The organism is Breoghania sp., from assembly GCF_963674635.1.
Taxonomy (GTDB): Bacteria; Pseudomonadota; Alphaproteobacteria; order Rhizobiales; family Stappiaceae; genus Breoghania.
Window position 1 is genome coordinate 2,155,940 of record NZ_OY771475.1, and the last position, 23,444, is coordinate 2,179,383.

Annotated in this window: 25 protein-coding genes, 2 tRNA genes and 1 CRISPR repeat array; of the genes, 14 read left to right on the forward strand and 13 right to left on the reverse strand. The window is 61.6% G+C overall.

Annotated elements, in window-relative coordinates; genetic code table 11:
• Positions 1-585: 585 nt before the first annotated feature.
• Together ABGM93_RS09310 and ABGM93_RS09315 are read right to left on the reverse strand one after the other, a co-directional pair.
• Positions 586-855: a hypothetical protein gene (locus tag ABGM93_RS09310; protein WP_321505582.1), complete on the reverse strand. Its 270-nt coding sequence runs from the start codon at positions 853-855 to the stop codon at positions 586-588.
• 316 nt (positions 856-1,171) lie between these two features.
• Positions 1,172-2,020: a helix-turn-helix transcriptional regulator gene (locus ABGM93_RS09315; RefSeq protein ID WP_321505584.1), complete on the reverse strand. Its 849-nt coding sequence runs from the start codon at positions 2,018-2,020 to the stop codon at positions 1,172-1,174.
• Between the two features lie 176 nt (positions 2,021-2,196).
• Between ABGM93_RS09315 and ABGM93_RS09320 the strand changes: the two genes are divergently transcribed.
• Positions 2,197-2,601 carry a hypothetical protein gene (locus ABGM93_RS09320; protein ID WP_321505586.1) on the forward strand — a complete coding sequence of 135 codons (405 nt, stop codon included), beginning with the start codon at positions 2,197-2,199 and terminating at the stop codon, positions 2,599-2,601.
• A 190-nt stretch (positions 2,602-2,791) separates the two neighbouring features.
• Here the strand turns inward: ABGM93_RS09320 and ABGM93_RS09325 are convergent, their stop codons facing one another.
• Positions 2,792-3,256 carry a MarR family winged helix-turn-helix transcriptional regulator gene (locus ABGM93_RS09325; RefSeq protein ID WP_321505591.1) on the reverse strand — a complete coding sequence of 155 codons (465 nt, stop codon included), beginning with the start codon at positions 3,254-3,256 and terminating at the stop codon, positions 2,792-2,794.
• A gap of 80 nt (positions 3,257-3,336) precedes the next feature.
• Here ABGM93_RS09325 and ABGM93_RS09330 point away from each other — a divergent pair, with 80 nt between their 5' ends.
• The 3 genes from ABGM93_RS09330 (at position 3,337) to ABGM93_RS09340 (ending at position 5,911) form a co-directional block, all read left to right on the forward strand.
• Positions 3,337-3,795 (forward strand): hypothetical protein, encoded by a 459-nt coding sequence (locus ABGM93_RS09330; RefSeq protein ID WP_321505593.1) that lies wholly within the window; start codon positions 3,337-3,339, stop codon positions 3,793-3,795.
• Positions 3,796-4,304: 509 nt separating this feature from the next.
• Positions 4,305-4,742, forward strand: a complete 438-nt coding sequence (locus ABGM93_RS09335) for a peptidylprolyl isomerase (protein ID WP_321505595.1) — start codon at positions 4,305-4,307, stop codon at positions 4,740-4,742.
• A gap of 158 nt (positions 4,743-4,900) precedes the next feature.
• Complete coding sequence (locus ABGM93_RS09340; protein WP_321505597.1) at positions 4,901-5,911, forward strand: D-cysteine desulfhydrase family protein; 1,011 nt, start codon at positions 4,901-4,903, stop codon at positions 5,909-5,911.
• 18 nt (positions 5,912-5,929) lie between these two features.
• Here ABGM93_RS09340 and purU read toward each other — a convergent pair whose 3' ends face one another.
• From purU to ABGM93_RS09355, 3 genes are all read right to left on the reverse strand, one after another.
• Positions 5,930-6,790: a formyltetrahydrofolate deformylase gene (gene purU, locus ABGM93_RS09345; RefSeq protein WP_321505599.1), complete on the reverse strand. Its 861-nt coding sequence runs from the start codon at positions 6,788-6,790 to the stop codon at positions 5,930-5,932.
• A 242-nt stretch (positions 6,791-7,032) separates the two neighbouring features.
• Positions 7,033-7,743 carry a hypothetical protein gene (locus ABGM93_RS09350; RefSeq protein WP_321505602.1) on the reverse strand — a complete coding sequence of 237 codons (711 nt, stop codon included), beginning with the start codon at positions 7,741-7,743 and terminating at the stop codon, positions 7,033-7,035.
• A gap of 1,009 nt (positions 7,744-8,752) precedes the next feature.
• A tRNA-Thr gene (locus tag ABGM93_RS09355) sits at positions 8,753-8,827 on the reverse strand.
• Between the two features lie 280 nt (positions 8,828-9,107).
• Between ABGM93_RS09355 and ABGM93_RS09360 the strand changes: the two genes are divergently transcribed.
• From ABGM93_RS09360 to ABGM93_RS09405, 10 genes are all read left to right on the forward strand, one after another.
• A complete protein-coding gene (locus ABGM93_RS09360; protein ID WP_321505604.1) occupies positions 9,108-9,317 on the forward strand; it encodes a hypothetical protein in 210 nt (69 codons plus the stop codon).
• Positions 9,318-9,635: 318 nt separating this feature from the next.
• Positions 9,636-10,928: a UDP-N-acetylglucosamine 1-carboxyvinyltransferase gene (gene murA / locus ABGM93_RS09365; protein ID WP_319772212.1), complete on the forward strand. Its 1,293-nt coding sequence runs from the start codon at positions 9,636-9,638 to the stop codon at positions 10,926-10,928.
• Between the two features lie 143 nt (positions 10,929-11,071).
• Positions 11,072-11,524, forward strand: a complete 453-nt coding sequence (locus ABGM93_RS09370; RefSeq protein ID WP_319772213.1) for a DUF2948 family protein — start codon at positions 11,072-11,074, stop codon at positions 11,522-11,524.
• Between the two features lie 95 nt (positions 11,525-11,619).
• Positions 11,620-12,912: a histidinol dehydrogenase gene (hisD, locus tag ABGM93_RS09375; protein ID WP_321505607.1), complete on the forward strand. Its 1,293-nt coding sequence runs from the start codon at positions 11,620-11,622 to the stop codon at positions 12,910-12,912.
• A gap of 212 nt (positions 12,913-13,124) precedes the next feature.
• Positions 13,125-13,613: a UPF0262 family protein gene (locus ABGM93_RS09380; RefSeq protein ID WP_319772326.1), complete on the forward strand. Its 489-nt coding sequence runs from the start codon at positions 13,125-13,127 to the stop codon at positions 13,611-13,613.
• Between the two features lie 7 nt (positions 13,614-13,620).
• Positions 13,621-14,079 (forward strand): low molecular weight phosphatase family protein, encoded by a 459-nt coding sequence (locus ABGM93_RS09385; RefSeq protein ID WP_319772215.1) that lies wholly within the window; start codon positions 13,621-13,623, stop codon positions 14,077-14,079.
• A gap of 276 nt (positions 14,080-14,355) precedes the next feature.
• Positions 14,356-14,574, forward strand: coding sequence for a translation initiation factor IF-1 (gene infA / locus ABGM93_RS09390; RefSeq protein ID WP_319772216.1), 219 nt, complete (start codon positions 14,356-14,358; stop codon positions 14,572-14,574).
• A gap of 55 nt (positions 14,575-14,629) precedes the next feature.
• Positions 14,630-15,265, forward strand: coding sequence for a Maf-like protein (locus ABGM93_RS09395; protein ID WP_321505609.1), 636 nt, complete (start codon positions 14,630-14,632; stop codon positions 15,263-15,265).
• Between the two features lie 119 nt (positions 15,266-15,384).
• The gene (gene yacG, locus ABGM93_RS09400) at positions 15,385-15,585 is read left to right on the forward strand and encodes a DNA gyrase inhibitor YacG (RefSeq protein ID WP_321505805.1); all 201 of its coding nucleotides are present in this window, start codon (positions 15,385-15,387) and stop codon (positions 15,583-15,585) included.
• Between the two features lie 703 nt (positions 15,586-16,288).
• Positions 16,289-16,364 (forward strand) — tRNA-Phe (locus ABGM93_RS09405).
• 287 nt (positions 16,365-16,651) lie between these two features.
• Positions 16,652-17,168: a CRISPR direct-repeat array (repeat unit 29 nt; unit sequence CGGTTCATCCCCGCGCGTGCGGGGAACAC).
• A gap of 81 nt (positions 17,169-17,249) precedes the next feature.
• Here ABGM93_RS09405 and cas2e read toward each other — a convergent pair.
• From cas2e to casA, 7 genes are read right to left on the reverse strand one after another with little or no spacing between them, the layout of a single operon-like run.
• Positions 17,250-17,537, reverse strand: a complete 288-nt coding sequence (gene cas2e, locus ABGM93_RS09410; RefSeq protein ID WP_321505613.1) for a type I-E CRISPR-associated endoribonuclease Cas2e — start codon at positions 17,535-17,537, stop codon at positions 17,250-17,252.
• Positions 17,534-18,493, reverse strand: coding sequence for a type I-E CRISPR-associated endonuclease Cas1e (gene cas1e, locus ABGM93_RS09415; protein WP_321505615.1), 960 nt, complete (start codon positions 18,491-18,493; stop codon positions 17,534-17,536). The genes cas2e and cas1e overlap by 4 nt, the downstream gene beginning before the upstream one ends.
• Before the next feature lie 2 nt (positions 18,494-18,495).
• Positions 18,496-19,245 carry a type I-E CRISPR-associated protein Cas6/Cse3/CasE gene (gene cas6e / locus ABGM93_RS09420; protein WP_321505617.1) on the reverse strand — a complete coding sequence of 250 codons (750 nt, stop codon included), beginning with the start codon at positions 19,243-19,245 and terminating at the stop codon, positions 18,496-18,498.
• Complete coding sequence (gene cas5e, locus ABGM93_RS09425; protein WP_321505619.1) at positions 19,242-19,991, reverse strand: type I-E CRISPR-associated protein Cas5/CasD; 750 nt, start codon at positions 19,989-19,991, stop codon at positions 19,242-19,244. Before cas5e ends, cas6e begins: the two co-directional genes overlap by 4 nt.
• On the reverse strand, positions 19,988-21,064 hold the full coding sequence (cas7e, locus tag ABGM93_RS09430) for a type I-E CRISPR-associated protein Cas7/Cse4/CasC (RefSeq protein ID WP_321505621.1): 1,077 nt from the start codon (positions 21,062-21,064) through the stop codon (positions 19,988-19,990). The genes cas5e and cas7e overlap by 4 nt, the downstream gene beginning before the upstream one ends.
• A gap of 12 nt (positions 21,065-21,076) precedes the next feature.
• Positions 21,077-21,688, reverse strand: coding sequence for a type I-E CRISPR-associated protein Cse2/CasB (gene casB, locus ABGM93_RS09435; protein WP_321505623.1), 612 nt, complete (start codon positions 21,686-21,688; stop codon positions 21,077-21,079).
• Entirely contained in the window at positions 21,685-23,313 is a 1,629-nt protein-coding gene (gene casA / locus ABGM93_RS09440) for a type I-E CRISPR-associated protein Cse1/CasA (RefSeq protein ID WP_321505625.1), read from the reverse strand. The genes casB and casA overlap by 4 nt, the downstream gene beginning before the upstream one ends.
• Between the last annotated feature and the right edge of the window lie 131 nt (positions 23,314-23,444).

Here is a 23,444-nt window from a genome sequence, read left to right on the forward strand (position 1 = left end):
TTCCTTAATCATACTATCAGTCAACCCAGCTACGGTATTTCCTCTTTCATTTCTATGGAAGGGGCAACGCGTGACGGTTGGGGTAATTGTATCGCATTACTCCCATGCATTGAGACGTGCAGCGTTGCTGTGCCAGACCACCGTGAGCATCCGCGTCCACGGGAGCGCCTTTTTGTGTGCAAGCGCAGTGAATGTCCGCTCCCCGCCCTCTATAGACCATTCGAACGTAGCGCAACGAATGGCAGTTTATAGGTCGGTCCGAAATCCTGCAAACGTCCGACTTGGCGGCGCAAACCGGCCCCGACGCCCAATCCCCCTCCTCTGCCCGCGGAGCACGCAGGAGCAAGTCGCGCATCCTTCGAGACGAGCCTTTCGGCTCTCCTCAGGATGACGTTGTGGTGGCTGTCGGTTCTCGGCGAAATAACAACACGATAACGTCATCCTGAGGAGGCATCGCAGATGCCGTCTCGAAGGATGGGCCGCTTGCGCTGAGGGGACAAACAATCTCGTCATGCAGAACAAGGACGGCCTCCACCTCCGCCCGCGACGTCCCTCCCCGAGACGCCGCCGCTTGTGCCTCTTCCCTCACGCCATCCAGACCTGGCCGCACGTGTCCTCCACCCGCTTGGCCTTGTGGGTGGCGCGGGGCAAGGTGTCGGGTTCCCGAATAGAGATCTGAGCGCCCACGCCCGTCACAGCCTTGATGTGATCCTTCAGCCGCTTTTGAAGCCCCGCATCCGTGCCGTTGAAGCCGTGGACGCGTCCCGCCTCCACCGTCAGGCGGTCGAGGTGGATCGGGCGGTCGACGACCGGACGCCATGCCTTTAAGGAGGCAGCGTCGTCTTCGTTGCGCACGGCACCGAACCGCCATCAAGACCGGTCCGGAGTGTCGAGCGGCTCTATTCGGCAGTGGATGTTTCGAGCTTCGTGCGCAGTTCAGCTTCTCCTCCAGGGAAGAAGGCAACAAGGTCACCATGGACGACCAGCGCCGCAAGCTGGAACTGGTGGCCAAAACGCCAGAGGCCATCTGGGGCGGCGTCGACAAGTAAGCCTCAGCTCGGATTTGGCTAAGAGACGAAAGCGCCCCCCGCCGGGAGGTGGGGGCCGTTTTTTTTAATGGAAGGGGGAAGAGCACAAGGGGCCGGGAGGGCACTATCTGTTTCAACCCCACTTAAGCGCCATGGGACCCATCATGGGCATGTTTCTGGCTCAATGAGCGCGGCTCGGGCCCAAGCCGCTCGGACAGGTAGCGGCTTGGCGGCTTGCCGACCATCTTTCGAAACATGGTCACGAAACTGCTGGTGCTTTCATAGCCGAGATCCATTGCAACAGCCTGGACCGTCTGGCCGGCGCTCAGATGCCGCAAGGCAAGGACAACATGCAACTGCCTGCGCCAGCGACCGAAGCTCATGCCCACCTCTTCCGCCAGCAGACGGTTCAGGCTGCGCTCGCTGAGTGCGATACGGGAGGCCCACTGCGCGACGGTCGCATGATCCGCAGGCGCCGCAATCAACAGATCGGTGAGCTTCTTCAGTCGTGGATCGCTTGGGATCGGGAGGCGGAGATCTTCAACCGGCGCCACAGCCAATTCGTCGAAGATTACAGACACGATGCGGCCATCCGGACCGTCGACGTCATAAAGCTCTGGCAGCGCATTGGCACGCATCAGAAGATGGCGGAACAGGCTCGACACCGTAATCGTGCAGCATTCGTTCGGCAGGTTTGCGGACCCGAGAGGCTCGATGAAGAGGGAGATGCACTCCACCTCGCCTGAGCCAAAAACGGTATGGGGCACCCCGCCGGGAATCCACACGGCGCAATGCGGCGGCACGATCCAGACCGCCTCTTCAACTTCGCAATTGATGACGCCACGGACCGTGAAAAGCAGTTGCGCCTTCTGATGGTGGTGCCGTGGCGATTGCTCCAAGGCTTCAAGATTGGCGACAGCGTTGGTCGCGACGAGAGCGCGAGGGATCTCATCCACATAGGAAAGCCAATCGCTGCGGACGTCCAGATACATCAAAGGCCCCGGCATTTTCCATCTTGGCCGGATTGAAACATTCAATGGCCGGGTTGCGCAATGCCGCCAACTGTCAACCGACGTATTGTTTTCAGGCAGAGAGGTCATACGGCAATCATGTTGAGGCGACACATCCACCCGAATTGAAAGCCTCGATTCCGGCAAGGAGACGATAGATGCCTTTGGACAGTACCGATTTCCCGCGCGTCTGGATGAGTTATGACGAGACGCCCGATCACGACCATGACGAGGACTTCGAGGAGCTGGAGGCGACCCTTCGGCGCGGCACGCCTTTCGTGATCTTGACCGACAGCGCTCCGAGCGAAAACCACGCGCACAGTCAGGAAGAAAAGAAGCGCACCGCTCTTTGGATGAAGAAACACAAGACCGAGCTCAGAACACTCGTGTTGGCGATGATCGTGATTGAGCCGAACGCCGCCAAGCGCATGACATTCAAGCCTTTCGGTGTGGCCTTTGCCAAATTCTGGGGCTATCCGATGAAGCTCGCCTCGTCTCGCGAGGAGGCCATGGAGATCGCCGGAAAACTGCTGTCGGAACACTCCGGCTGCGCAACAGCCTGACAAACTCGCGGTTCCGCCGCTGCGGGGCCGTCCTTATCCAGCACAGAACGAACCACGCGCTCACGGACTTCAGGAAGCGTCAGTTCGCGATGCCTGCCGGATCCTCGCCATGCCTTGAAGCAGGCGGCGTCGCCTTCGTTGCTCACCGCACCGAACCGACAGCAAGACCGGTCCGGAGTATCGAGCTGCTCTATTGGGCAGTGGAGGTTTCGAGCTTCGTGCGCAATGCCGACAGGACACGTTGCGCGGCCTGAACGTCCTCTGGAGGCAAGCTCTCCGCCAATTCCTCAACAAGCGGATTATAGAGATCCATAGCAGCCTCGTAGGTCTGCCGCCCCTTGGCGGTCAGGACCACAAGCTGTGCCCGCTTGTGGTGCGGGTTCGGCTCAAACGAGACCAGTCCGTCTTTCTGCAGGTCGTTGACAATGCGCTGCACGTTCTGCCGGTTCGCTCCCAGATCCCGCGCCAGCCATGCGACCGGCTGTTTCCGGTCGGCCATAACGATCGCTCCCAAAATCTGCCAGCGGGCGCTCGTGAGGCCGAGCGGGGAAACAATGCGGTCTCCCCACGCAAGCGTCGCATTGTTCGATCGAAACATGGTCAGGAGCAGTTCGGTCAACGCTTCGGCTTTCGGCTGTCCAATCGAACTCGCCATATGACACCTTACATTTATATTGACATCATCATGTCAATGATGCTTCTTGGTGACAATATCGCAACCAAGGACGCGTGACCATGAAAAAGCTGATCCATCCAATTGCGGGCGCGATCGCGCTTCTGACGATAGCGGCGTTCTGGCTTTCGACGGCGCTCAGCGAGTTGATCGGTTCGAAGGAGGTTGTGATTGCCGTCAAGACGGCGATCCCGTGGGGCTTCTTCCTGCTCATCCCTGCCCTTGCTGCCACGGGTGGCACGGGTTTTTCCCTGGCCAAGGGGCGGAAGGCGGGCCTGATCGCCGCCAAACTGAAGCGCATGCCACTTATCGCGGCCAACGGATTGCTGGTCTTGATCCCGGCCGCGCTGTTCCTCGCCTCAAAGGCTGAGGCGGGGGAGTTCGATGCGGCATTCTATGGGGTGCAGGCGCTCGAACTGATCGCGGGAGCGACAAACCTGGTTCTTCTAAGCCTCAATATGCGAGACGGTTACAGACTGACCAGGCGACTGAAAGCCCGCGCCAAAGCCCCGCAGCCATGATGCCGGCCTCCCGGAACCAAGCTCGCCCCTTCTGATCGTCCCCTTCGCTTGCCATGGAGCGGGTCGCCCCGGATCGGCCTTTTCGCAACCGCAGGTGTCGCGATCCGTTTCCAGAAAGCCGGCGGTCGCGAAGCCACTTCATTTCAGGCGGCACCTGCGGATATGATTGACGTGCCGCTTTGGAGATGCTGCGGCGCAAGCGGCATCGTCAGCTTTGAGGACGCTAAAGCAGCCCCTCTTGCCCGCTCGCCATGCCCTTGTCAGGCGCTTGACCGGGCGTAAATCGTGCAACGGTATTTTCTATGTAATATCCCTAGCGCGAACCGGTTCCTCGCCCGCCCTTCAGTGTTCATACGGTCAAATTTGAAGCGCGCGACAATTTTTCCGGTAATTTTCTCCCCCGCCCTGCCTTTACATTGCCACATGAGCTTTTAGGGTGAGCATCATGTTCATCGACCCGCGCCCTTAAGCAGGTCAAACAATACACAATCAAAGACGGAAGTTGCCACATGAGCGAAGTTAAATCTGGAGATACCGTGCGGATTCACTACAAGGGATCCTTGAATGACGGTTCTGTCTTTGATTCTTCGGAAGGCCGCGATCCGCTGGAATTCACCGTGGGCGGCGGGCAGATCATTCCCGGTCTCGACAAGGCCATGCCCGGCATGAGTGTTGGCGAGGAAAAGACCGTCGTGGTGCCCTGCGACGAGGCTTACGGGCCGGTCAATCCGGAAGCGCTGCACGATATCCCGCGCGCGCAGATCCCCGACAGCGTTCCGCTGACCGAAGGCTGCCACCTGCAGATGCAGACCTCCACCGGCCAGATGGTGCCGCTCAAGGTCGTGAGCCTGAGCGACGAGATTGTGAAGGTGGACGCCAACCACCCGCTCGCAGGCGAGGACCTGACCTTCAAGATTTCGCTGGTGGAGATCGCCCAGTCCGCGTGAGGACCGGCGAACCCGCCCCGGCAAGACCATACCGGCCCGCCCCGTTTGAGCGGGCAGGGCCGGTGTGACGCTTTTCATGCGGTACGACGCGTCTGGGCATTTTCTGTTCGATGGCGCAGACTGGGGCCCCGCCAACCGCGTCACGCAAGATGTCAACCATGCCCCAGCCGCTCCCCCTGCCCCGTGCCGAACTGGGCTTCTTCCCGACACCGCTTCATCCGCTCACCCGCCTGCGCGAGAAACTCGCGCACGATGGCTCCAGCCCGTCGCTCTTCATCAAGCGGGACGACCAGTCGGGCGTTGCCATGGGCGGCAACAAGGTGCGCAAGCTGGAATTCCTGATCGGTCAGGCTGAGGCAGAGGGTTGCGACACCATCGTGACCGCAGGGGCTCAGCAATCGAACCATTGCCGCCAGACGGCGGCAGCAGCGGCCATGAGCGGGATGGAGTGTCATCTGGTCCTGGGTGGCGCGGCGCCGGATGAGGCGCGCGGGAACCTGCTGCTCGATCAGCTTTTCGGAGCGACGATCCATTGGGCGGGCGCACACCGCAAGGGCGAGGACCTGCCGAACATCGTTGAAGACCTGAAACGCCGGGGCCGCAAGCCGTACCTCGTGCCCTATGGCGGCTCAAGCGCGGTGGGGGCGTCCGGCTTCGTGGCCGCGATGGGGGAACTGGCCGATCAGGTGCGCATGGGCGCCTGCCCCATGCCGAGCCACATCGTCTTCGCCTCATCCTCCGGCGGCACCCATGCGGGAATGGTCGTGGGCGCGGAGCTTCACGGCATCACGGCGCAAATCCACGGCATCGCCATCGACAAGGAGGAGCATGGCGGGCTCCCCTATCGCGACTGGCTGACCGGCCTGACCAACGAGACCGCAGCCCTCCACGGGGTGGAGCGGCGGTACATGCCCACCGATTTCATCCTCGATGAGCGGTTTCTGGGCGGTGGCTATGGTGTTGTCGGGGAGCTTGAGCGCGAGGCGATCGCGCTTCTGGCCAGATGCGAGGGCATTCTGGTGGACCCGGTCTATTCGGGCCGGGTTTTCGGTGCGCTTGTCGCCATGATCCGGGCCGGTGAATTCAGCCCGGATGACACCGTTCTCTTCTGGCACACGGGCGGTGCGCCGGCGATCTTCGCCTATGCGCAGGAGCTGGCGGGCCTTTAGGCCCACCAGTCTGTCATTTCACGAGAAGACGACCGTCTTGATGCCGTTGATGAACACGCGGTGTTCGCAATGGGAAATGACGGCGCGTGACAGGGCGCGGGCTTCGATATCGCGTCCGATGGAAACGAACTCGGAGATCGAGTTGGCGTGGGTCACGCGCTCGGCGTGCTGCTCGATGATCGGGCCTTCGTCGAGATCGCAGGTCACGTAGTGGGCCGTTGCGCCGATCAGCTTCACCCCGCGCTCATGCGCCCGGCTGTAGGGCGCTGCCCCCTTGAAGGCGGGCAGGAACGAGTGGTGGATGTTGATGATGCGGCCAGGATAGCGGCCGCACACATCGTTGGAGAGCACCTGCATGTAGCGCGCCAGCACGACCAGATCGATATTCTCCTTGTCGATCAGATCGATGAGCTGCGCCTCGCGCTCCACCTTGTTTTCCTTGGTCACCGGCCAGTAATGGAAGGGCAGCCCGTAATGGCTGGCGCAGGAGCGCGCTTCCTCGTGGTTGGAGACAATGCCGACGATATCGGCAGGCAGCGATCCGATATGCCAGCGATAGGCGAGGTTCTGGAGGCAATGGTCGAATTTGGAGACCATGATCAGAACCCGCGGCTTCACCGCCTGATCGTGCAGCGACCAGTCCATGCCAAAGGCATTGGCGACCGGGGTGATCAGGTCCTCGAAGGAGGAGAGCGGTACGCCTTCCGGCGCCGTGAAGCAGACCCGCATGAAAAACAGGCCGGTCTTCAGATCGTCGAACTGGGCGCTTTCCAGAATATTGCCCCCGCCGCGCGTCAGCGCGCTGGCGACACCGGCAACGATGCCGGGGCGATCGGGGCATTGAAGCTTGAGGACATAGCAGGGAGCGTTATCGAGCATGTGGCAAACAATCTTGTGCAATGAACCAGAAATGCCGGGCGGGATGGATGTCGTGTTTAGGTCAGAGATGCGCGGAATGCACGGGAAAAATTCCGAACTGGTACGCGTGCGGGAAGGACAGGCGCTCCACGCCCGCCCGTCATCGCCATTGCCTCATTGGAAAGCTCGCGCGGTCAGATCTCCAGCCAGTTTTCTGGGCCAGCGATGCCTCGGGTCCAGCTCACAAACCTTACTCAAGAGGATTACAAACCAGATTGCCAAAGACCATTTGTTATCGGGAACCTGTCGCTGCAGAACTCATATTGAGGCTTCATTCTCCTCATGATGTCCCTTGTCGTCTTTTCTGATCTTGCGAAGATCGGTGAGGCGTTCACTCTTTGATCGAAGTTCACGTTCTCCAAGGGAAATCCGAGAAACGCGCAGAGGCGCTCGATACTCGAATTTTTAAATAGATTCTCATATATCTCAAAATGCACTTGGTCCGAACTGAAGACCCTATCTATCGTTCTTACTACTGTCTTGTAGTCTGATCGCGCCATTTGCGCCTCGTCTTCCAAGTACCCATAGACAATTTCTTCAACAACGCTCTCGTCTAATTGATACCCCATTTCGCGACGAGTGCGGCCTTCCATTCTTGCTGCAGACCAGATCCTTTCAACGGGATCACGCATCAAGAACATGACTTTCGGTTCAAATCCACCGTCTTCAATGCGCTGCACTATCTCTCTTAGGGCACCCTCGCCCAACAGAGCATAGCTGGGCGTGATGTCACCGGTCACGCGCACATCTGAATTGATCAGTTCCTGGAAATATTTAATATATACGCCTTCTTCCGCCTGCATATGGCCGCGCATTACTTCCGTCGAAGCGCCGCTCTCTATATCTGCTTTTAGTTCCTTGAAGGAATCCAGATATATGTAGTCCCAGACATGGTATTCTTTCAAAATACCCATATTTACATTCTTGTTTTTATTCAGGGTCGCATGAAGCCAACTCGTCCCTGACTTCTGAGCCCCTAGACCCAATATGAATATTGGCTTCATTCTTTCTACGCCATTCCGCTACGCCGACAATCTGCCCCCGATCTCTCAGTATAGGACCACTACCTCACCCATACTTTCTGTATTACGTATTCTATATACAAATATATTCAATAAATATCGCAGTTCAGACAGCACTAACCATAGTATATTTCGTATCGTTCACGCTACTTTTTGTCGCGACATGCACAATCAAAATACGCATTCTGCATATCGTGCTTTTATATGTGGTCGCTCGCCAATTTTTGCTTTATGTAATAGATCCGGTTACTGTACGCCAATAGGTGGGGCATTTGGGAATCGTTGTCTTTGGGGTCTTTTCCATTAGATCCCCGTTGGTTTGGCTTTATGGTAGGAATTCCTTCTGTGTTTGTCACGATCGTATTTTCTTCTCTCGCTAGCTTATCTGACAGTTACAATACGCTGTCATAAGCGCTCAAGAAACTTACTCTTCTGATATGCTTACAGCCCGGACAAACTTGAGACGAACCAATTCCAAAAATGCTAATACGTATATATTTACTGTTACTGAAATATGTTATTTTGATTTTTTTAACTATATATATTAAATAATCGCCATATCACGACATTTTTATTTAATATTACGAGCCATTCCCGACTTTACACGCAAGTTATTCACAATTTTACTTTTGAGCGACCCATCCAAGCCGATGCGTAATACACCATTCCGGAAAACGGCACTCTCGGGCCGCCTTACAGAGCCGATAATGATGCAATGGGCATCGGCGGGCCGATCTGATTGGTGAGAAACCCCGGAAATAGAGCGCCGCCCCCGTCAGGCAGACATCCCTCGTGAGCCATGGCCAATCGGGATGACCGACATGGGCCCCGCGGCTTTGCAGCACGCGATTTCGAGCGCAGCAAGGCTGCGCAAGGTTTTTCGGATTTCCACGGTGGAGAATGGTGCTGCCGGAGAGATTCGAACTCTCGACCTCTCCCTTACCAAGGGAGTGCTCTACCCCTGAGCTACGGCAGCAATCTGTCTGGACGGTTGACCCCGTAGCGGGATCGAAAAGGCGTCGCGCCGCTCGAAGCGCTGGCCGGAAGTCCGTCGGACGCGGCGCTTTTGCCATAGGAGGGCACCGCGCGCAAGAGGACATTCGCGTTCAATGCGCTTTTCCATAGGCCTGTGGATCATCAGACCACACAGACACACGGTTTCCCGCATGAATGCTGGGAACCCGCGCGAGACCAGCCGCCGCTTTTCCCCCGCTTTCCATTTCCGCTCCCCAGCGTTTTTCGCTAAAAACAAGGCCATGACCGACATCGACGACACTGAAAAAGACAAATCCGGGTCAGGCGCGGCAAAATGCGCCCCGGAAAAACCCCCCGGCGCGAAACAGGCCAAACGCTCTTCGCGCGAAGAGCGGCTTGCGGCGGCGCTGCGCGCCAACCTGAAACGGCGCAAGGAACAGCAACGCGAGCGAAAAAGCGCCGCGCAGGACGGCGACCCGACCGATTCGTGAGGCGGCAAATGCCTCGCCGAAGCCCTCGCATGGAGATGCCATCTCCGGCTTGCCAAACCGGTGCGGACGCGAAATGACGGATATGCGCGCCTGCCGCGGCGCGCGGCACAAGCAAACAATGGCCGAACTCCGCCTTGTCTCGGCCACAAGCTTGGGCTAGAGCAGCGCGAATGGGACGGGTTTGCCGTCAAGCCGGAACGCGGCTTGCGAACCTCGCGTTTGCTCCAAAATCAGTTCTGCCACGCACACCTTCGCCGCTCCTTCGGGCGACACCGGGAGGGTAAGGTTCCTGCGTGGCCATGCAATTCGAGGCTTTGAATGGACAAGATCAGGATTGTCGGCGGCAACCAGCTCAATGGCAGCCTCCCCATTTCGGGCGCGAAAAACGCAGCCCTGCCGCTCATGATCGCCAGCCTTTTGAGCGATGAGGCGGTGACGCTGGAAAACGTGCCGCGGCTGCGCGACGTCGCGCAGCTCACACACATCCTGTCGAACCACGGTGTCGATTATTCGGTCAATGGCAAGCGCGCGGGCGAAGACGCCATGACCGGCCAGACCGTCCATCTGAACGCGGCCAATATCGTCGACACCACGGCGCCTTATGAACTCGTCTCCACCATGCGGGCGAGCTTCTGGGTCATCGGGCCGCTGGTCGCGCGCATGGGCAAGGCCCGCGTCTCGCTGCCTGGCGGCTGCGCCATCGGCACGCGCCCGGTCGATTTCTTCATCGACGGCTTGCAGGCGCTGGGCGCGAATCTCGATATCGAGGGCGGCTATGTGATCGCCAACGCGCCCAAGGGCCTTGTCGGCAACCGCGTCGTCTTTCCGAAGGTCTCCGTCGGCGCCACCCACGTGGTGATGATGGCGGCGACGCTGGCGCGCGGTGAGACCGTGATCGAAAACGCGGCCTGCGAGCCGGAAATCGTCGATCTCGCCAACTGCCTGATCGGCATGGGCGCGAAGATCGAGGGCGCAGGAACCCCGACCATTCACATTCAGGGCGTTGATCGCCTGCACGGTCACACGCATCCGGTGGTGCCGGATCGCATCGAGACCGGCACCTACGCCATGGCCGTTGCCATGACGGGCGGCGACGTCACGCTGGAAGGCGCGCGCGCCGATCTCCTGGACAGCGCGCTCGACACGTTGCGGGCGACGGGGGCGGAAATCACCGAGACCAATTCCGGCCTGCGCGTGAAGCGCAACGGCTCCGGCATTGAGCCGGTCGATATCGAGACGGCCCCCTTCCCCGGCTTCCCGACAGACCTTCAGGCGCAGTTCATGGCACTGATGACGCGCTCCAAGGGCAAGTCGCGGATCACCGAGACGATCTTTGAAAACCGCTTCATGCATGTTCAGGAACTGGCGCGCCTTGGCGCGGACATCCATCTGGACGGCCAGGTGGCGACCGTCACCGGCGTTGAAACCCTGAAGGGCGCCCCGGTGATGGCGACGGATCTGCGCGCCTCGGTGTCGCTCGTCATTGCGGGGCTTGCGGCCAAGGGCGAGACCACCGTCAACCGCGTCTATCATCTGGATCGCGGGTTCGAGCGGCTGGAAGAAAAGCTGCGCCGCTGCGGTGCGGAAATCGAGCGCATCGCCGCCTCCTGAGGCGGCGATCGTTGTCAGCCGGGGCGTTTTGCACGCGCAAGGCCCCGCAGCATGCCTGGGTCATTGCGTCGGAGCGCGGGAGCGACTACCTCTAGAGCACCGCTCGCACGAGCCTATCCCTGTAATCAAGCAGCCATATTCCCATGCCCGACTTGAAACTGGTCGCCCTGGACAGCGACGATCTCGCCATCGTTTCCGCCCATGTGCAGGATGCTGTCCTGAAAGTCGGCGACCTGCGCTGGCTTGCGTCTGAAAACCGCTTCATGCTCACCATGAACCGGTTCGTGCGCGAAGCAACGCCCAAGACCACGCGCAAGGGCGTCAAGGAATTCGAGCGCCGCCGCGCGATGCTCCATTTCAACCGGGTGGAGAAGGTGTCGGCGACGGGCCTCAGACAGGACAACAAGGAAGCCGTTCTGGTTCTTCTGGCAATCCGCTTCGAGGAGGGGGATGCGCCTGCGGGCCGGTTGCTGCTTGATTTTGCCGGAGGCGGGAAGATCCGGCTCGATGTGGAGTGCATCGAGGCCCAGCTTGCCGATCTGGGCGCGGCCTGGGCGACCGGCAGCGAGCCGCAACACGATATCGAAGAGAACTGATACGGGGACACGACCGCCCCGAAAGCGGCCGGACGAGGACGCGCCCAGACGCCGTCTCTCACCTTCCCGCCCATGAATTCAGGAGAGCATACGCTGTGGCCATTCGCCTGACGACGGCAGACGAGGATTTCGAAAGCCGCTTTGCCGACCTTCTCGCCGCCAAGCGCGAGGTTTCGCAGGATGTGGACGATACCGTGCGCGCCATCATCAACGACGTGCGCGCGCGCGGTGATGCGGCGGTGATCGAATACACCCACCGCTTCGACCGCCTCGACCTTTCCACCACCGGCATGGCAGTCACGGCGGACGAAGTGGATGCCGCCATCGCCGCGGTCGATCCGGAGACGATGGACGCGCTGAAGCTCGCCCGCGACCGCATCCAATCCCATCACGCCCGTCAGCTTCCCGCCGATGATCGCTACACCGACGCAATCGGCGTGGAACTCGGATCGAAATGGACCGCAGTCGCCTCCGTCGGTCTTTATGTGCCCGGCGGCACGGCGTCCTATCCCAGTTCCGTCCTCATGAACGCGGTGCCTGCAAAGGTTGCGGGCGTTGAGCGCATCGTGATGGTGGTGCCGAGCCCCGACGGCGCGCTGAACCCGCTGGTGCTGGCTGCCGCCCGTCTGGCGGGTGTTTCCGAGATCTATCGCATCGGCGGCGCACAAGCGGTAGCAGCCCTTGCCTATGGCACCGAAACCATCGCACCCGTCGCCAAGATCGTCGGCCCCGGCAACGCCTATGTGGCGGCCGCCAAGCGGCAGGTTTTCGGCACGGTCGGCATCGACATGATCGCCGGTCCTTCGGAAGTGCTCGTGGTGGCCGATGGGGAAAACGATCCCGACTGGCTCGCCATCGATCTTCTGGCGCAGGCCGAGCACGACGCTTCGGCGCAGTCGGTGCTGATCACCGACGACGCGAAGCTGGCCGATGCGGTGGAGGCGGCTGTCGAGCGTCAGCTCGCCACCCTCCCCCGTCGCGACATCGCGAGCGCGAGCTGGCGCGATTTCGGCGCGACGATCGTTGTCGGCAGTCTTCAGGAAACGGTGCCGCTCATCGACCGTTTCGCACCGGAGCATCTGGAACTCGCGGTGGAGGATCCGGAGAGCCTGCTGGACCAGGTTCGCAACGCGGGCGCGGTCTTCCTGGGCCGCTACACGCCGGAAGCCGTGGGCGATTATGTGGGCGGGTCCAACCACGTGCTGCCGACGGCGCGTTCGGCGCGCTTTTCCTCCGGTCTTTCGGTGCTCGATTTCGTCAAGCGCACCTCGATCCTCAAATGCGATCCCCAGACGCTGCGGATGATCGGGCCCGCCGCGATGCGACTGGCCGATGCCGAGGGGTTGGACGCCCATGGGCGGTCCATCGGGCTTCGCCTCAACCTTTAGTCGGTGAAACCGGCCACGCGGGGGCAACACACCCCGCGCTACAGGCAAGCGCGACGCATTATTCGCTCGCAAGAGCGCAAGCGGGCTGGATTGATCGGGTCGCTTGCGCATAGGCTGGCGGTGTTTCGGCCAGATGCCCCAGCGGCATCTGGCACAAAGACATGACAGGACCTGGCCCCGACTGAGATCATATCGACATGAGCGACGGTTGCATGGAGACGGAGCACTCAGACAAGGCTCGCATCACGAAGGTGACGCTCGATGAGTCGTCAATCGAGCGTTCCTCGCCCGATATCGAGCACGAGCGCGAGGTCGCGATCTTCGATCTGCTGGACGACAATTATTTCCAGCCCCTCGGAGACGAAGAGGGCGGCCCCTATCATCTCGACATCGCGGTCATCGAGAAGCGCCTGCATCTCACGATCACGCGCGAGAACGGCGAGGACGTCGTGCTGCATGTCCTGGCGCTCGGTCCGCTGCGCAAGATCCTCAAGGACTATTTCCTGATCTGCGAGACCTATTACGCCGCGATCCGCACCGCCACGCCAAGCCAGATCGAGGCGATCGACATGGGGCGGCGCGGCGTCCACAACGAAGCTTCTGATCTGCTCGCAGAGAGATTGAAAGGCAAGATTTCGGTCGACCACACCACGGCGCGTCGGCTGTTCACGCTGATCTGCGCCCTTTACAAGAAGGGCTGATCCGGAGATGCCCGCGGCAGCCTTGCGAACGTTGCCCAGTGCCATTCTCTATGTATGCGGCATGAATGCCGTGCGCTCCCCCATGGCCGGCGCGATTACCCGTCAGCTTTTTCCCCAGCGCATCTATGTCGCCTCCGCGGGCGTGAAGAAGGGAGAACGCGACCCTTTCGTCGATGCGGTGCTGAATGAAATCGGCCTCAATATCGACGAACACCAACCCCAGACGGTGCAGGAACTGGAGGACACGCATTTCGACCTCGTGATCTCTCTGGCGCCGGAGGCGCATCACTGGGCGCTTGAGCTGACCCGCACGGAATCGCTTGAGGTGGAATACTGGCCGACGGCCGATCCGACCCTTGCGACGGGAAGCCGCGAGCAGATCCTCGATTCCTATCGCATGGTGCGCGACCAGTTGACCGAACGGATCAAGCAGCGGCTGAGATGGAGCGCCGCCCCGGCCGGATAGGCATTATCCGCGCACAATTGCAGGAAATACGGACTTTTTCTCAGGCAGAACGACGAGCCCTGCACCTGTTGCAACGCCGCATTGTCACCGGCATGTTTATGGCCTGTTCACTTTCCACATCCAATCCGTTAGGTTCGCGCGCGAACTACGTCGGAACCGGCAGCCACATCCCCGGTCCTCCGCCGCAAAGATTACCTTGAATGCAGACCCCTTTGGAAAAGCCGGTTTCCACTTTTCCGGATCTGCAGGACCGAACAGGAGAGCCAGGGAAACCGCATGGCGAAAGAAGAAGTCTTGGAATTTCCGGGCACCGTCACGGAACTTCTGCCCAACGCGACATTCCGCGTGAAGCTTGAAAACGAACATGAAATCATTGCCCACACCGCGGGGCGCATGCGCAAGAACCGTATCCGCGTTCTGGCAGGCGACCGCGTGCTCGTCGAAATGACCCCGTACGACCTGACCAAGGGTCGTATCACCTATCGTTTCAAGTAGTCCTTCCGCTGCGGGCCGCGAAGGCGGCCCCGAGCGGTCAGCACGGTTGATGCCGATGACGGATCGTACAAAACTCGTTCTCGCATCCGGTTCGCCGCGGCGACTGGCGCTGCTTGAGCAGGTCGGCATCCGCCCCGACTATCTGCTTCCCGCCGATATCGACGAGGAGCCGACACGCGGGGAGACGCCGCGTGCACTCGCGACCCGGCTTGCCCGCACCAAGGCGGAAGTCGTGCGCCGGTCGATCGAGCGCGATCCCGATTATGACGGTGCGCTCGTGCTCGCCGCCGACACCGTGGTCGCCGTGGGGCGCCGGAGCCTGCCCAAGGCGGAACTGACGGACGAGGCAGAGAGATGCCTGCGTCTTCTCTCAGGTCGCGCGCACAGGGTCTATACCGGCATTTGCGTGGCGACAGCGGGCGGGGCTTCCCGGCACAAGCTGGTGGAGACGCGGGTCCGCTTCAAGCGGCTGTCCGAAGCGGAGATAGCCGACTACCTGGCCAGCGGCGAATGGCGCGGCAAGGCTGGCGGTTACGCGATCCAGGGGCTCGCGGGATCTTTCGTGGTGAAACTCGTGGGGTCCTATCCCAATGTGGTCGGCCTTCCCATTCACGAGACGGTTTCGATGCTGTCCGGAGCGGGCTACCAGGTGCGCCGGAACTGGGCCGACACGCTCGCGATGAGCGAATAGACCCGCGAAACGCAAAGCAAGGCACCCGCGATCAGGCCATGAGCACAGACAAAACACCTGGCAAGACACTGGGCAAGACACCGGGCACCGCGCAGGACGTCGGCGGGACCAAGCGGCCCGTGCGCCCCTGCCCGCACTGCAGCAAGCTCTCGGTGGAAAAATACTATCCCTTCTGCTCGGCGCGCTGCGCGGATGTCGACCTGCATAGCTGGCTTTCGGGCAATTACGCCATCCCCGCCGTCGAGCTTGACGACGTGGACCCGGAAGAACTGGGCGCACTGGCCAGTATGCACGCCCCCGACAGGCAGAACGACCGTTAGCCTGAACAGCTCCCGGAGCGCCCTTTTCATCCCGGACAAGACTGTCGGCACGTTTCCACCGCACGGATGACCCGCGTCGAAAGGCTCTGCCATGTGTGTTGCAAGGCACATGGGCGCACAACGTGTCGCCGCGCGTCACGCCCCTTCCCCCTGCAATTGGCTCTGTCCGCCCTTCCCTCCTCACAAGCGGTTTTTTTTCATGTGTTGCGGGGGCGATCGCGCAACGGCCAGGATCCGCCGCTTGGATGGAGGGTCCGGTCTCCCAAATCGAATCAAGCGCCCCCACACCGCCGCGGGCATCCACATGGGCAAACAGGCTTTGCGCATGCCTCTGGGCTTGGCCCGATGGATGAAACTGGACTGGCCGCGAAGGCTGCGTCGGCAACAGCCCTGCGCCTGCTGTTTGCAGACCGCGTCAACGCATCGCGGGCCCGCAGATTCGCTGCCCAAATGGCGGCATCAATTGCCATAGAGGCGGGAAGAGGGGCCGGAGATATCGCATAAGCCGTAGCGACGCCAAGCCTTTAAGGCGACTTGGCAATCGGCGCCGAATGTCGGGTTTTCCACGGCTTGCGCGGCTCATTGGAAAACTTATTCGGCGAAGCCTTGGAAAATCGCATTCACCGGCTGGACAGGCGCAAATGGGTTCTCTATAAAACGCGAACTTTCAGGGGAACGCCGACCGGCGCCACGTCCCCCGTGAGCCCAGGTAGCTCAGTTGGTAGAGCAGCGGATTGAAAATCCGCGTGTCGGTGGTTCGATTCCGCCCCTGGGCACCACTTCCCCTAATCCAGACAGTCCGAAGAAGTCCGACAGAGCCCGAAAAGCCTCTGATTTCATTCGATTTTCGCGGACACGCCGTCGAATGGCGCTTCATTGCGTCCGCTGGCATCGGGGAAATTTGTTGGGATCAAGCCTCGGGCCCCAACGCCGATACCAACGTATACCCCTCAACAACACGCAAATCCGCCAGATCAAGGCGTCTCCCAGACCTCAGAAATTGTGTGATGGCGAGGTCTGTTTCTGCTCGTCCAGCCGACGGGTTCCCGCCTCTGGTGCCTCTCCCCGGTACTTCCCCGCGTGTGCGGGGAACACGCTGCAACCCGACTGTTGCGGGCCACGGGTAACGGTTCATCCCCTCACGTGCGGGGAACACGACGGCCAGACCTGCCGCCCGTCCTCGTCCTGCGGTTCATCCCCGCACGTGCGGGGAACACCCTGCGAGGCTGCATCGCAGATCCGTAGAGAACGGTTCATCCCCGCGCGTGCGGGGAACACCAGCAAACCCGTCCTCAGTTTCCGGTAGGCGCCGGTTCATCCCCGCGCGTGCGGGGAACACACGTTGGAACACGATGGTCGCGATCGCGGATGCGGTTCATCCCCGCGCGTGCGGGGAACACCTTCCGATTGGCGGAAGATCTGGCCGGGCCGTCGGTTCATCCCCGCGCGTGCGGGGAACACCGGCTAGTCGCCATTGGACGGCAGGAAGCCAACGGTTCATCCCCGCGCGTGCGGGGAACACGAACATAGCAATAGTGCCGCAACAGCAAGGCGCGGTTCATCCCCGCGCGTGCGGGGAACACTCTTGTCAGAGACGCATGAAATCATTGCACATTTTCAAAGACCCGGCGAGCACCAGCTTTTCAGACGGAAAACGCCTCGCTTCAGACAGGTTCCACGGGGTGGAACGCAACGAGTTTCAAGCCGTCGAATTTCACCGGCATCCGCCTGTTCGAGCCATAGGTTTCGAAGTCAAATCCGGCATCGTTGCGCGCCGTCCAGGCGATGACGGCATCGCCATCGGCAATCATGTCGCGCACCTGTTCAGCAATCATCTCGCGGGTGCGCGCCGAATAGGTGCCGAGATAGACGCCGGCCCGCACCTCCAGCAACCAGACGGCCAGTCGACCGCGCAGACGCGGCGGCGCGTTGTTGGTGACGACGACCATCATGAGCGATGTCCCATGTCACCGGTGGGCGCCTCATCCGCAAATGCAGGGCCCACGGCATCCTCCGGCGCTTCGGGCATCGGCAGGTCGCCCGCCAGCAGAACGTCCTCAATGGAGGGGATCAGGCGCGACAGCAGATTGGTGCGGCGGAAGGCATCCCGGCAGGCGATCCGCACCTCACGATCGGGATGACCGGAAAGCCGCCCCTTGGCATGGAGACCGGCAATGCGGAAGGCTTCGGGAACAACCGTCTCGAACTTGAAGATGTCTGCAATGTCGTAAACGAAGGAAAGCGGCTTGCCGGTATGCAGGAAACCGATCGCCGGCGCATAGCCCGCAGCCAGCACGGCCGCCTCCGTCAGCCCATAGAGGCAGGAGGTCGCGGCCGACAGGCAGCGGTTCGGCACGTCGGAAACGTCCCAGTCGCCGGGGTCGTATTTCCGGCGCTTCCAGGTGACGCCAAACTGTTTGGCAAGCCCGTCATAGATGGTGCGCACGCGCGCACCCTCGATACCGCGCAACTGATCGACCGAGCGCCGCTCCGGCGCCGTCTCGCCGAAACGCATCTGGAACATTTTACGCACGATCCTGAGCCGGGCGTCAGGATCGAGCGCAAGCCGGCACTGCCACAACAGCCTGTCGGACCGCGCGCCCCCCGGCTGGCCGGAGGCATAAAGGCGAACGCCCGCCTCTCCCACCCAAATGAGGAGGGTGCCTGCCCGCGCGGCCAGAGCGACGGCGGCGTGACTGGTGCGGGTTCCCGGTTCCAGCATGATCGCGGCGAGGCCGCCGACGGGGATGTGCATGCGCACGCCGTTGGCATCGACGAGAACAAAGGCTCCATCGATCACGTCGAGCTGCCCCTTCTCCACGAAGATGATCGTGGCACGTTCCTTCAGTGGGATCGGCTTGGGCGGCGGCGCCCCCGGTATCTTTTGTGGTGTTTCCTTCGCGGCCACCGTCAGGAGATCCTGCGGATCAGCATCAGGCCGCAGCCGAAAGCCTTGGCGCGACCGAAGCCAGCAGCGAGGCGACGTGTGAAGGCGACCGGATCGATGACCGTTACGATCCCCTTGAGATCAAGGACGCCGAAGCGCGCCGGCCGCCCCCGTCCGCGCGGCATCGTCTGGGTGCGGTAGCCATCAAGCGCCACGGCAGCAACGGCAAAGCCGTTCGCCTCGCCCTGGCGCGCAAACCATTCGCGGGCAGCCTCCTCGGCCAGCCGCTCGCGGTTTTCGCCATACCAGTTCTCGCCACCGCCCAGGCGCTTCTTTTCTCGGGCCATAAGGTCCATCGCGATGTCGCAACGCTGACGCACGGCCTTGCCCGCCGCGTCGACTGCGATCCTGCGGTTCACCGTGGCATTGACCCTGAGATCGAAAGCGAGCCGGTCACCAGCAGCAAGAACGGGTTCGAACGGTTTCGTCTCGACATCAAAGAAGGGGGAACTTGTCTCCGGCCGGGGACCGAGCAAATAGAACCGGTCGGATCCGCTATCGCGTCGCCACAGAAAGGCTGCGGTGCGCGCCCCAGCATCCTCGCCCACGGTCTCGCGGCCCGCGCGGATCGCCTCCGGCATCACGGTCCAGAGCAACTTGTGGTCGAGGTTCATCTGCTCACCGGTTGCCCGAGGGCGCAGCACATCAATCAACGGCGCGACCGCAGAACTGTCGCGGCGCAATGTCAGGCGGGACATGTGCAGGGCTGTCATGTGAGGTCCTCCCCGGACGTGGCTGAGGCGCTGTCGAGGGCGAGACCGCGCACATATTCGCGGCGCGACGAGAATTGCCAGACAACGCGGTCGCCTGGATCATCGACACGCAGATGGACGCGATGCGGCGCATCCGTTTCGCCCAGATCCTCGCGCGCCTCGGTTGCCAACGTGCCGCGTGTGCCCGACGGCAAGGCCAGACGCGCATCTCGTCGCGCATAGACCCTGAATGCGGTGGCCGCATTCGGGGCATCGACGACCACCGGATTGAGCGGGCGAGAGACGGGGCACGACTTGCGACCCAGATAAAGACTGAAGACCGGTTGCGCGAAAGCTGCGGACAACTTGTCCAGTGAGACGCTGGCGGCCTCCGTCTCGCGGTAGGCGGCGAAATAGAGCACGTCCGAACGGTATTCCCGCCTTGTGATGGAGGTCACTAGCTCGTTCGCGCTCGCCAGCGCCAACGCACGTGTGGCGCGGCCTCCACGCGCATTCGGCAAAGACTGGTAGGTATGGAAATCGCTCAACAGCCTTCCCGCATCCAGCGTCCACGAGGCTACGGCAAGCGAGGCGGCGAGCGCGGTTTGCGCCTCCGCATCCGCGCGCCGAATGCCAAGTGCCGCGCCCGCCAGCCCGACAAGCGCAGATCGGGTGGGACGGTCCGCCGTTCCGCGCTGGGCGTTGCCAGCCTCCTCGCCGAAACTGGCGAAGGGCGCGGCCAGGGTGACGACGAGCCAGCGGGTCATGCGGCAGCGTCCGCAACGCCTGAAGCGGCAAAGGATGCGAGATCATCGAGCGTGACACCGTCGGGGTTGCCCACCTGCAACAGACGTTCGTCCGTCCAGTCCTTGCCGTAACTGCGTGCAAACGCCTCCCGCATGCCGGTCAGGACGTCGACCGACGCCGCCATCTGATCGGCGCCGGAAACCGGTCGGGTGAACGCGGAAGCAAGGGTGCGCGGCTGGCCGTCGCCGAGTTCCGCCAGCACGAACTCGGCCCGCACATGATTGGCAAAGGCGTTTTTCTTGCCCGAAGGCGAGCTGATCGCAGCGGCGCGCACCAGCGCCTCGATGCCGCGCGCGGCGAGGGCGCCATCACCGGCAAGATTCTCGACGAGCAACCTGCGATCGACGCAGACATAGACATAGAAGATACCGGCACCAAAGCCGGCCTCGCCAATGAACCCGGCCCCGGCATCCTCGCTCGGCTGCTTCAGATCGTCGACGGCCGTGTAATAGTCGTCCTCAATGGTCACCCGGTTGGTGGTGAAAGCATGCGCCACCTGTACGGCCGCGTCCCGATTATAGTCGGGATTGGCGGCGAGCATGCGTCCGAACATTGCGATATCGACGGCTCCGTCAGCCGTGTTCAGCAACATCTTCACCAATTCCTTTTCACCGGGCAGCTTTTCGCCAGAGAGCATCTTGTCGGCAAAACTGAGCGCCGCAGCCCGCTCATCCGGAGAGATGAAGGCGAGCTGTTCGATGTAGGTCGGATGCCCGTCCTTGTCCCCTTTGAGCTTGCCGAAGACAGCGGCAATATCGCGGGCGATCTCCACCGCCGTCTTCTCATCCGCACCCTTTTCAACGAGATGGGCCCTGACGACTTCGCCAAGCCGTTGGGTGCGTTTGCCGAGGCTATCCGTCAGCGCCTCGACAAAGGCAGGGGATTGCCGCATCGCACGCTTGATCGCCTGGCTGGAGATGCGCATGCGCTGCACGCCGCCGATGATGGCGGATTTGGGCCGACCGAGATCGTCGCGATTGGGATTGGACGGCGGATAGGCGGTCAGGACATGCAGTTGCAAAAACCGGTTCATGCTGAAATCTCCTCAGGCGTCACTAGCTTCGAGCGCATCGCCGGTTTCGGCAAACTCGTCCGCGTCACGGCGCGTATGGTGGTATTGGAAGGTCCAGTCGCGGCGGACTTCATCGTCGAAGGCAAGAACGTCGCGAATAAACTGCGGAACATTGAAGGGAACCTGACGAAGGACGCGCAGTGCTCGCCGCAGAAGCCTCGCGAAGGTCTCCGGATCGTCGGACGCCCTGAGCAAGGCACCGAAGCGCGCCGGTGACAGACGTCGCCGGTCATCCTTGCCCGGATAGCGCCCATCCGGCGTCCGTCCGACGGCAGAGGCGAAACGCTCTGCCGACGTCTGGTTCGGCTCGATCTGCGCCAGAGCCAGAGCCAGCACGGCAAGACGCATCTCCAGTGTCGCGCTCTCGTTTTTGCCTTTCGGCCAGCGGCCACCGGCAGCGGCTGCAAAGCGCGCGATCAAGGCATGGGTTTCCGGCTCAAGAAGGGCGTCCAGCGGCGATGTCGCGCGCCTCAACCGGGCACGTCCGGCGCGATCCCCGCCGCTGCCGTCAGCGTCAGGATGCAGCATCCGCCACCAACCGATGATGGCCGTCATCGCCGTTTCGTCTTCACGCGCGAGCCTCATGTCGCGTCCTCCTTCGTCCGGGATTTCTTAGCCCCCGCCGGAACAGCCATCTGCAATTCGGTGAAGAGAGCGGCACCATCCTTGCCACGACCTTCGAACATCGCACGCAGCCGTCCATAGGCGGCGGTCAGCGGCGCGGCGCGCTCCATGTCATCCAGAGGCACCGGTGCCAGCCGATCGAAGATATCGAGCGCCACATGGCGCATGCGGGATAGCCAGCGTCGCGAAAGATCGAGAGCAGGATCGGCGGAAGGCTCCCGATCCGCGCTGGCGAGCAGATCCTGAAGGAGGTCGTGAAACTCAGCCTCCGTTTCCTCGTAAAACGTCGTGTGCGCCAGCGCGAGAACGCCCTGATCCGTTCCGGCGCTCGCCGGACCGAAGAGCCCCAGCTTGATCGCGCTTCGCAAGTGTGCGGCTGCAAGATCGCCCGCGGCGGCAAGCCGCCGTGCCATGTCATCGAGCGCGACCGGTTTCGGCGCGGAGGAGGCGAGATGAAGCGGCTGCTCGGCGAACAGGTAGGCGATGGCCTCCATGTTGTTCATGGCCCAGCCGCCAACCCTGACACGCGGATCCGCCCCACCATCAGCCAAAGCATGAGCGCGCTGCCGCCGCGCCAGCCGGATTGTCTGAGCCGGCTCGCTGAGAAGCCCCTCCTCCCGCCCAACCGTCACGCTGATCCAATCGCGATACCCGAAACGCCCCGATTTCGGCTTCAAGGAATAGGGTTCAGAGGCTTCCTTCTGACGGCGATAAGGGGTTAGCGGATGCTGCCAGACACCGTAATTGACGCCATAGGGCTTCTGTACGAAGCCGGTCACAAGAGGCCCTACTTCTCCGGTCAACGCGCAACGTCCCGGAGCCTCGGCCATAACGAGCCGGATGCGCCGTGGCATACCGAAAAATGCCTGAAGAGGATGCGCGTCCCCGGCCTTGTCCGGGTTGACCAGACGTCCGCCGCTCGCCTTGTCGGATGTCAGCGTCGGCGCAAGCCAGGGCAACGCCTTCGCCAGATCGGCCGGCTTCAGGCGCTCGGCATGGCAGACATTGGCCAGGATCTTGCGCCACAGCGACACCGGCGGTCCATCCGCCCGCGCCACCGGGATCACAATCGCGGAAAGCGGCCCGCCTCCGCGCATCGAGGTGCGATTGCCCGCACCACCCGAAGGCGCATAAGCCTGAAGCGCATAGAGAGCGATGGCTGCAGCGGGCAAACCAAGCGCTGCGTACCGGTCACGGTGGGTCAGCAGATCGGCGTTTTTCTTCTGGCCATTCTGCCCCGGCGTATCGATGAACAGCGCCTCGACGGGATTGATGTCCGCCGCCTTCGCCCCCACCTCCAACGGCTCCAGATCCTGCATGAAACGCGGATCGTCGCCGTCCGAGCCGCCATCGAGCGTGAAGGCGGGCAGAAGCGGCTGAAGCTTCTGCGTCACAACCGCCGCATCGGGCGGATTGCTCCACAACGCGTTCCAGTCATCCTCATCGCGAATGTCAAAGGCAAGATGAACGATGCCGACGCAAAGCTCGAAGGACGCCATATCGAGATCCGGACGCGGCCAGCCAAATTCGACCGCATAGTCGCTCTCGGGATTATCGACCGCCGCAGCGATTTCGGGAAATGCCATCCACCGCCGCGCGCCGGATCGGCAAACGACAGGGAACGCCCTGTCATTCAGGAGACTGAAAGGCATTTTCTAATCCATCATCCGCCATGAGGCGGCAAATCTCAGGACCGCACTCAAACTATGCGTATTTG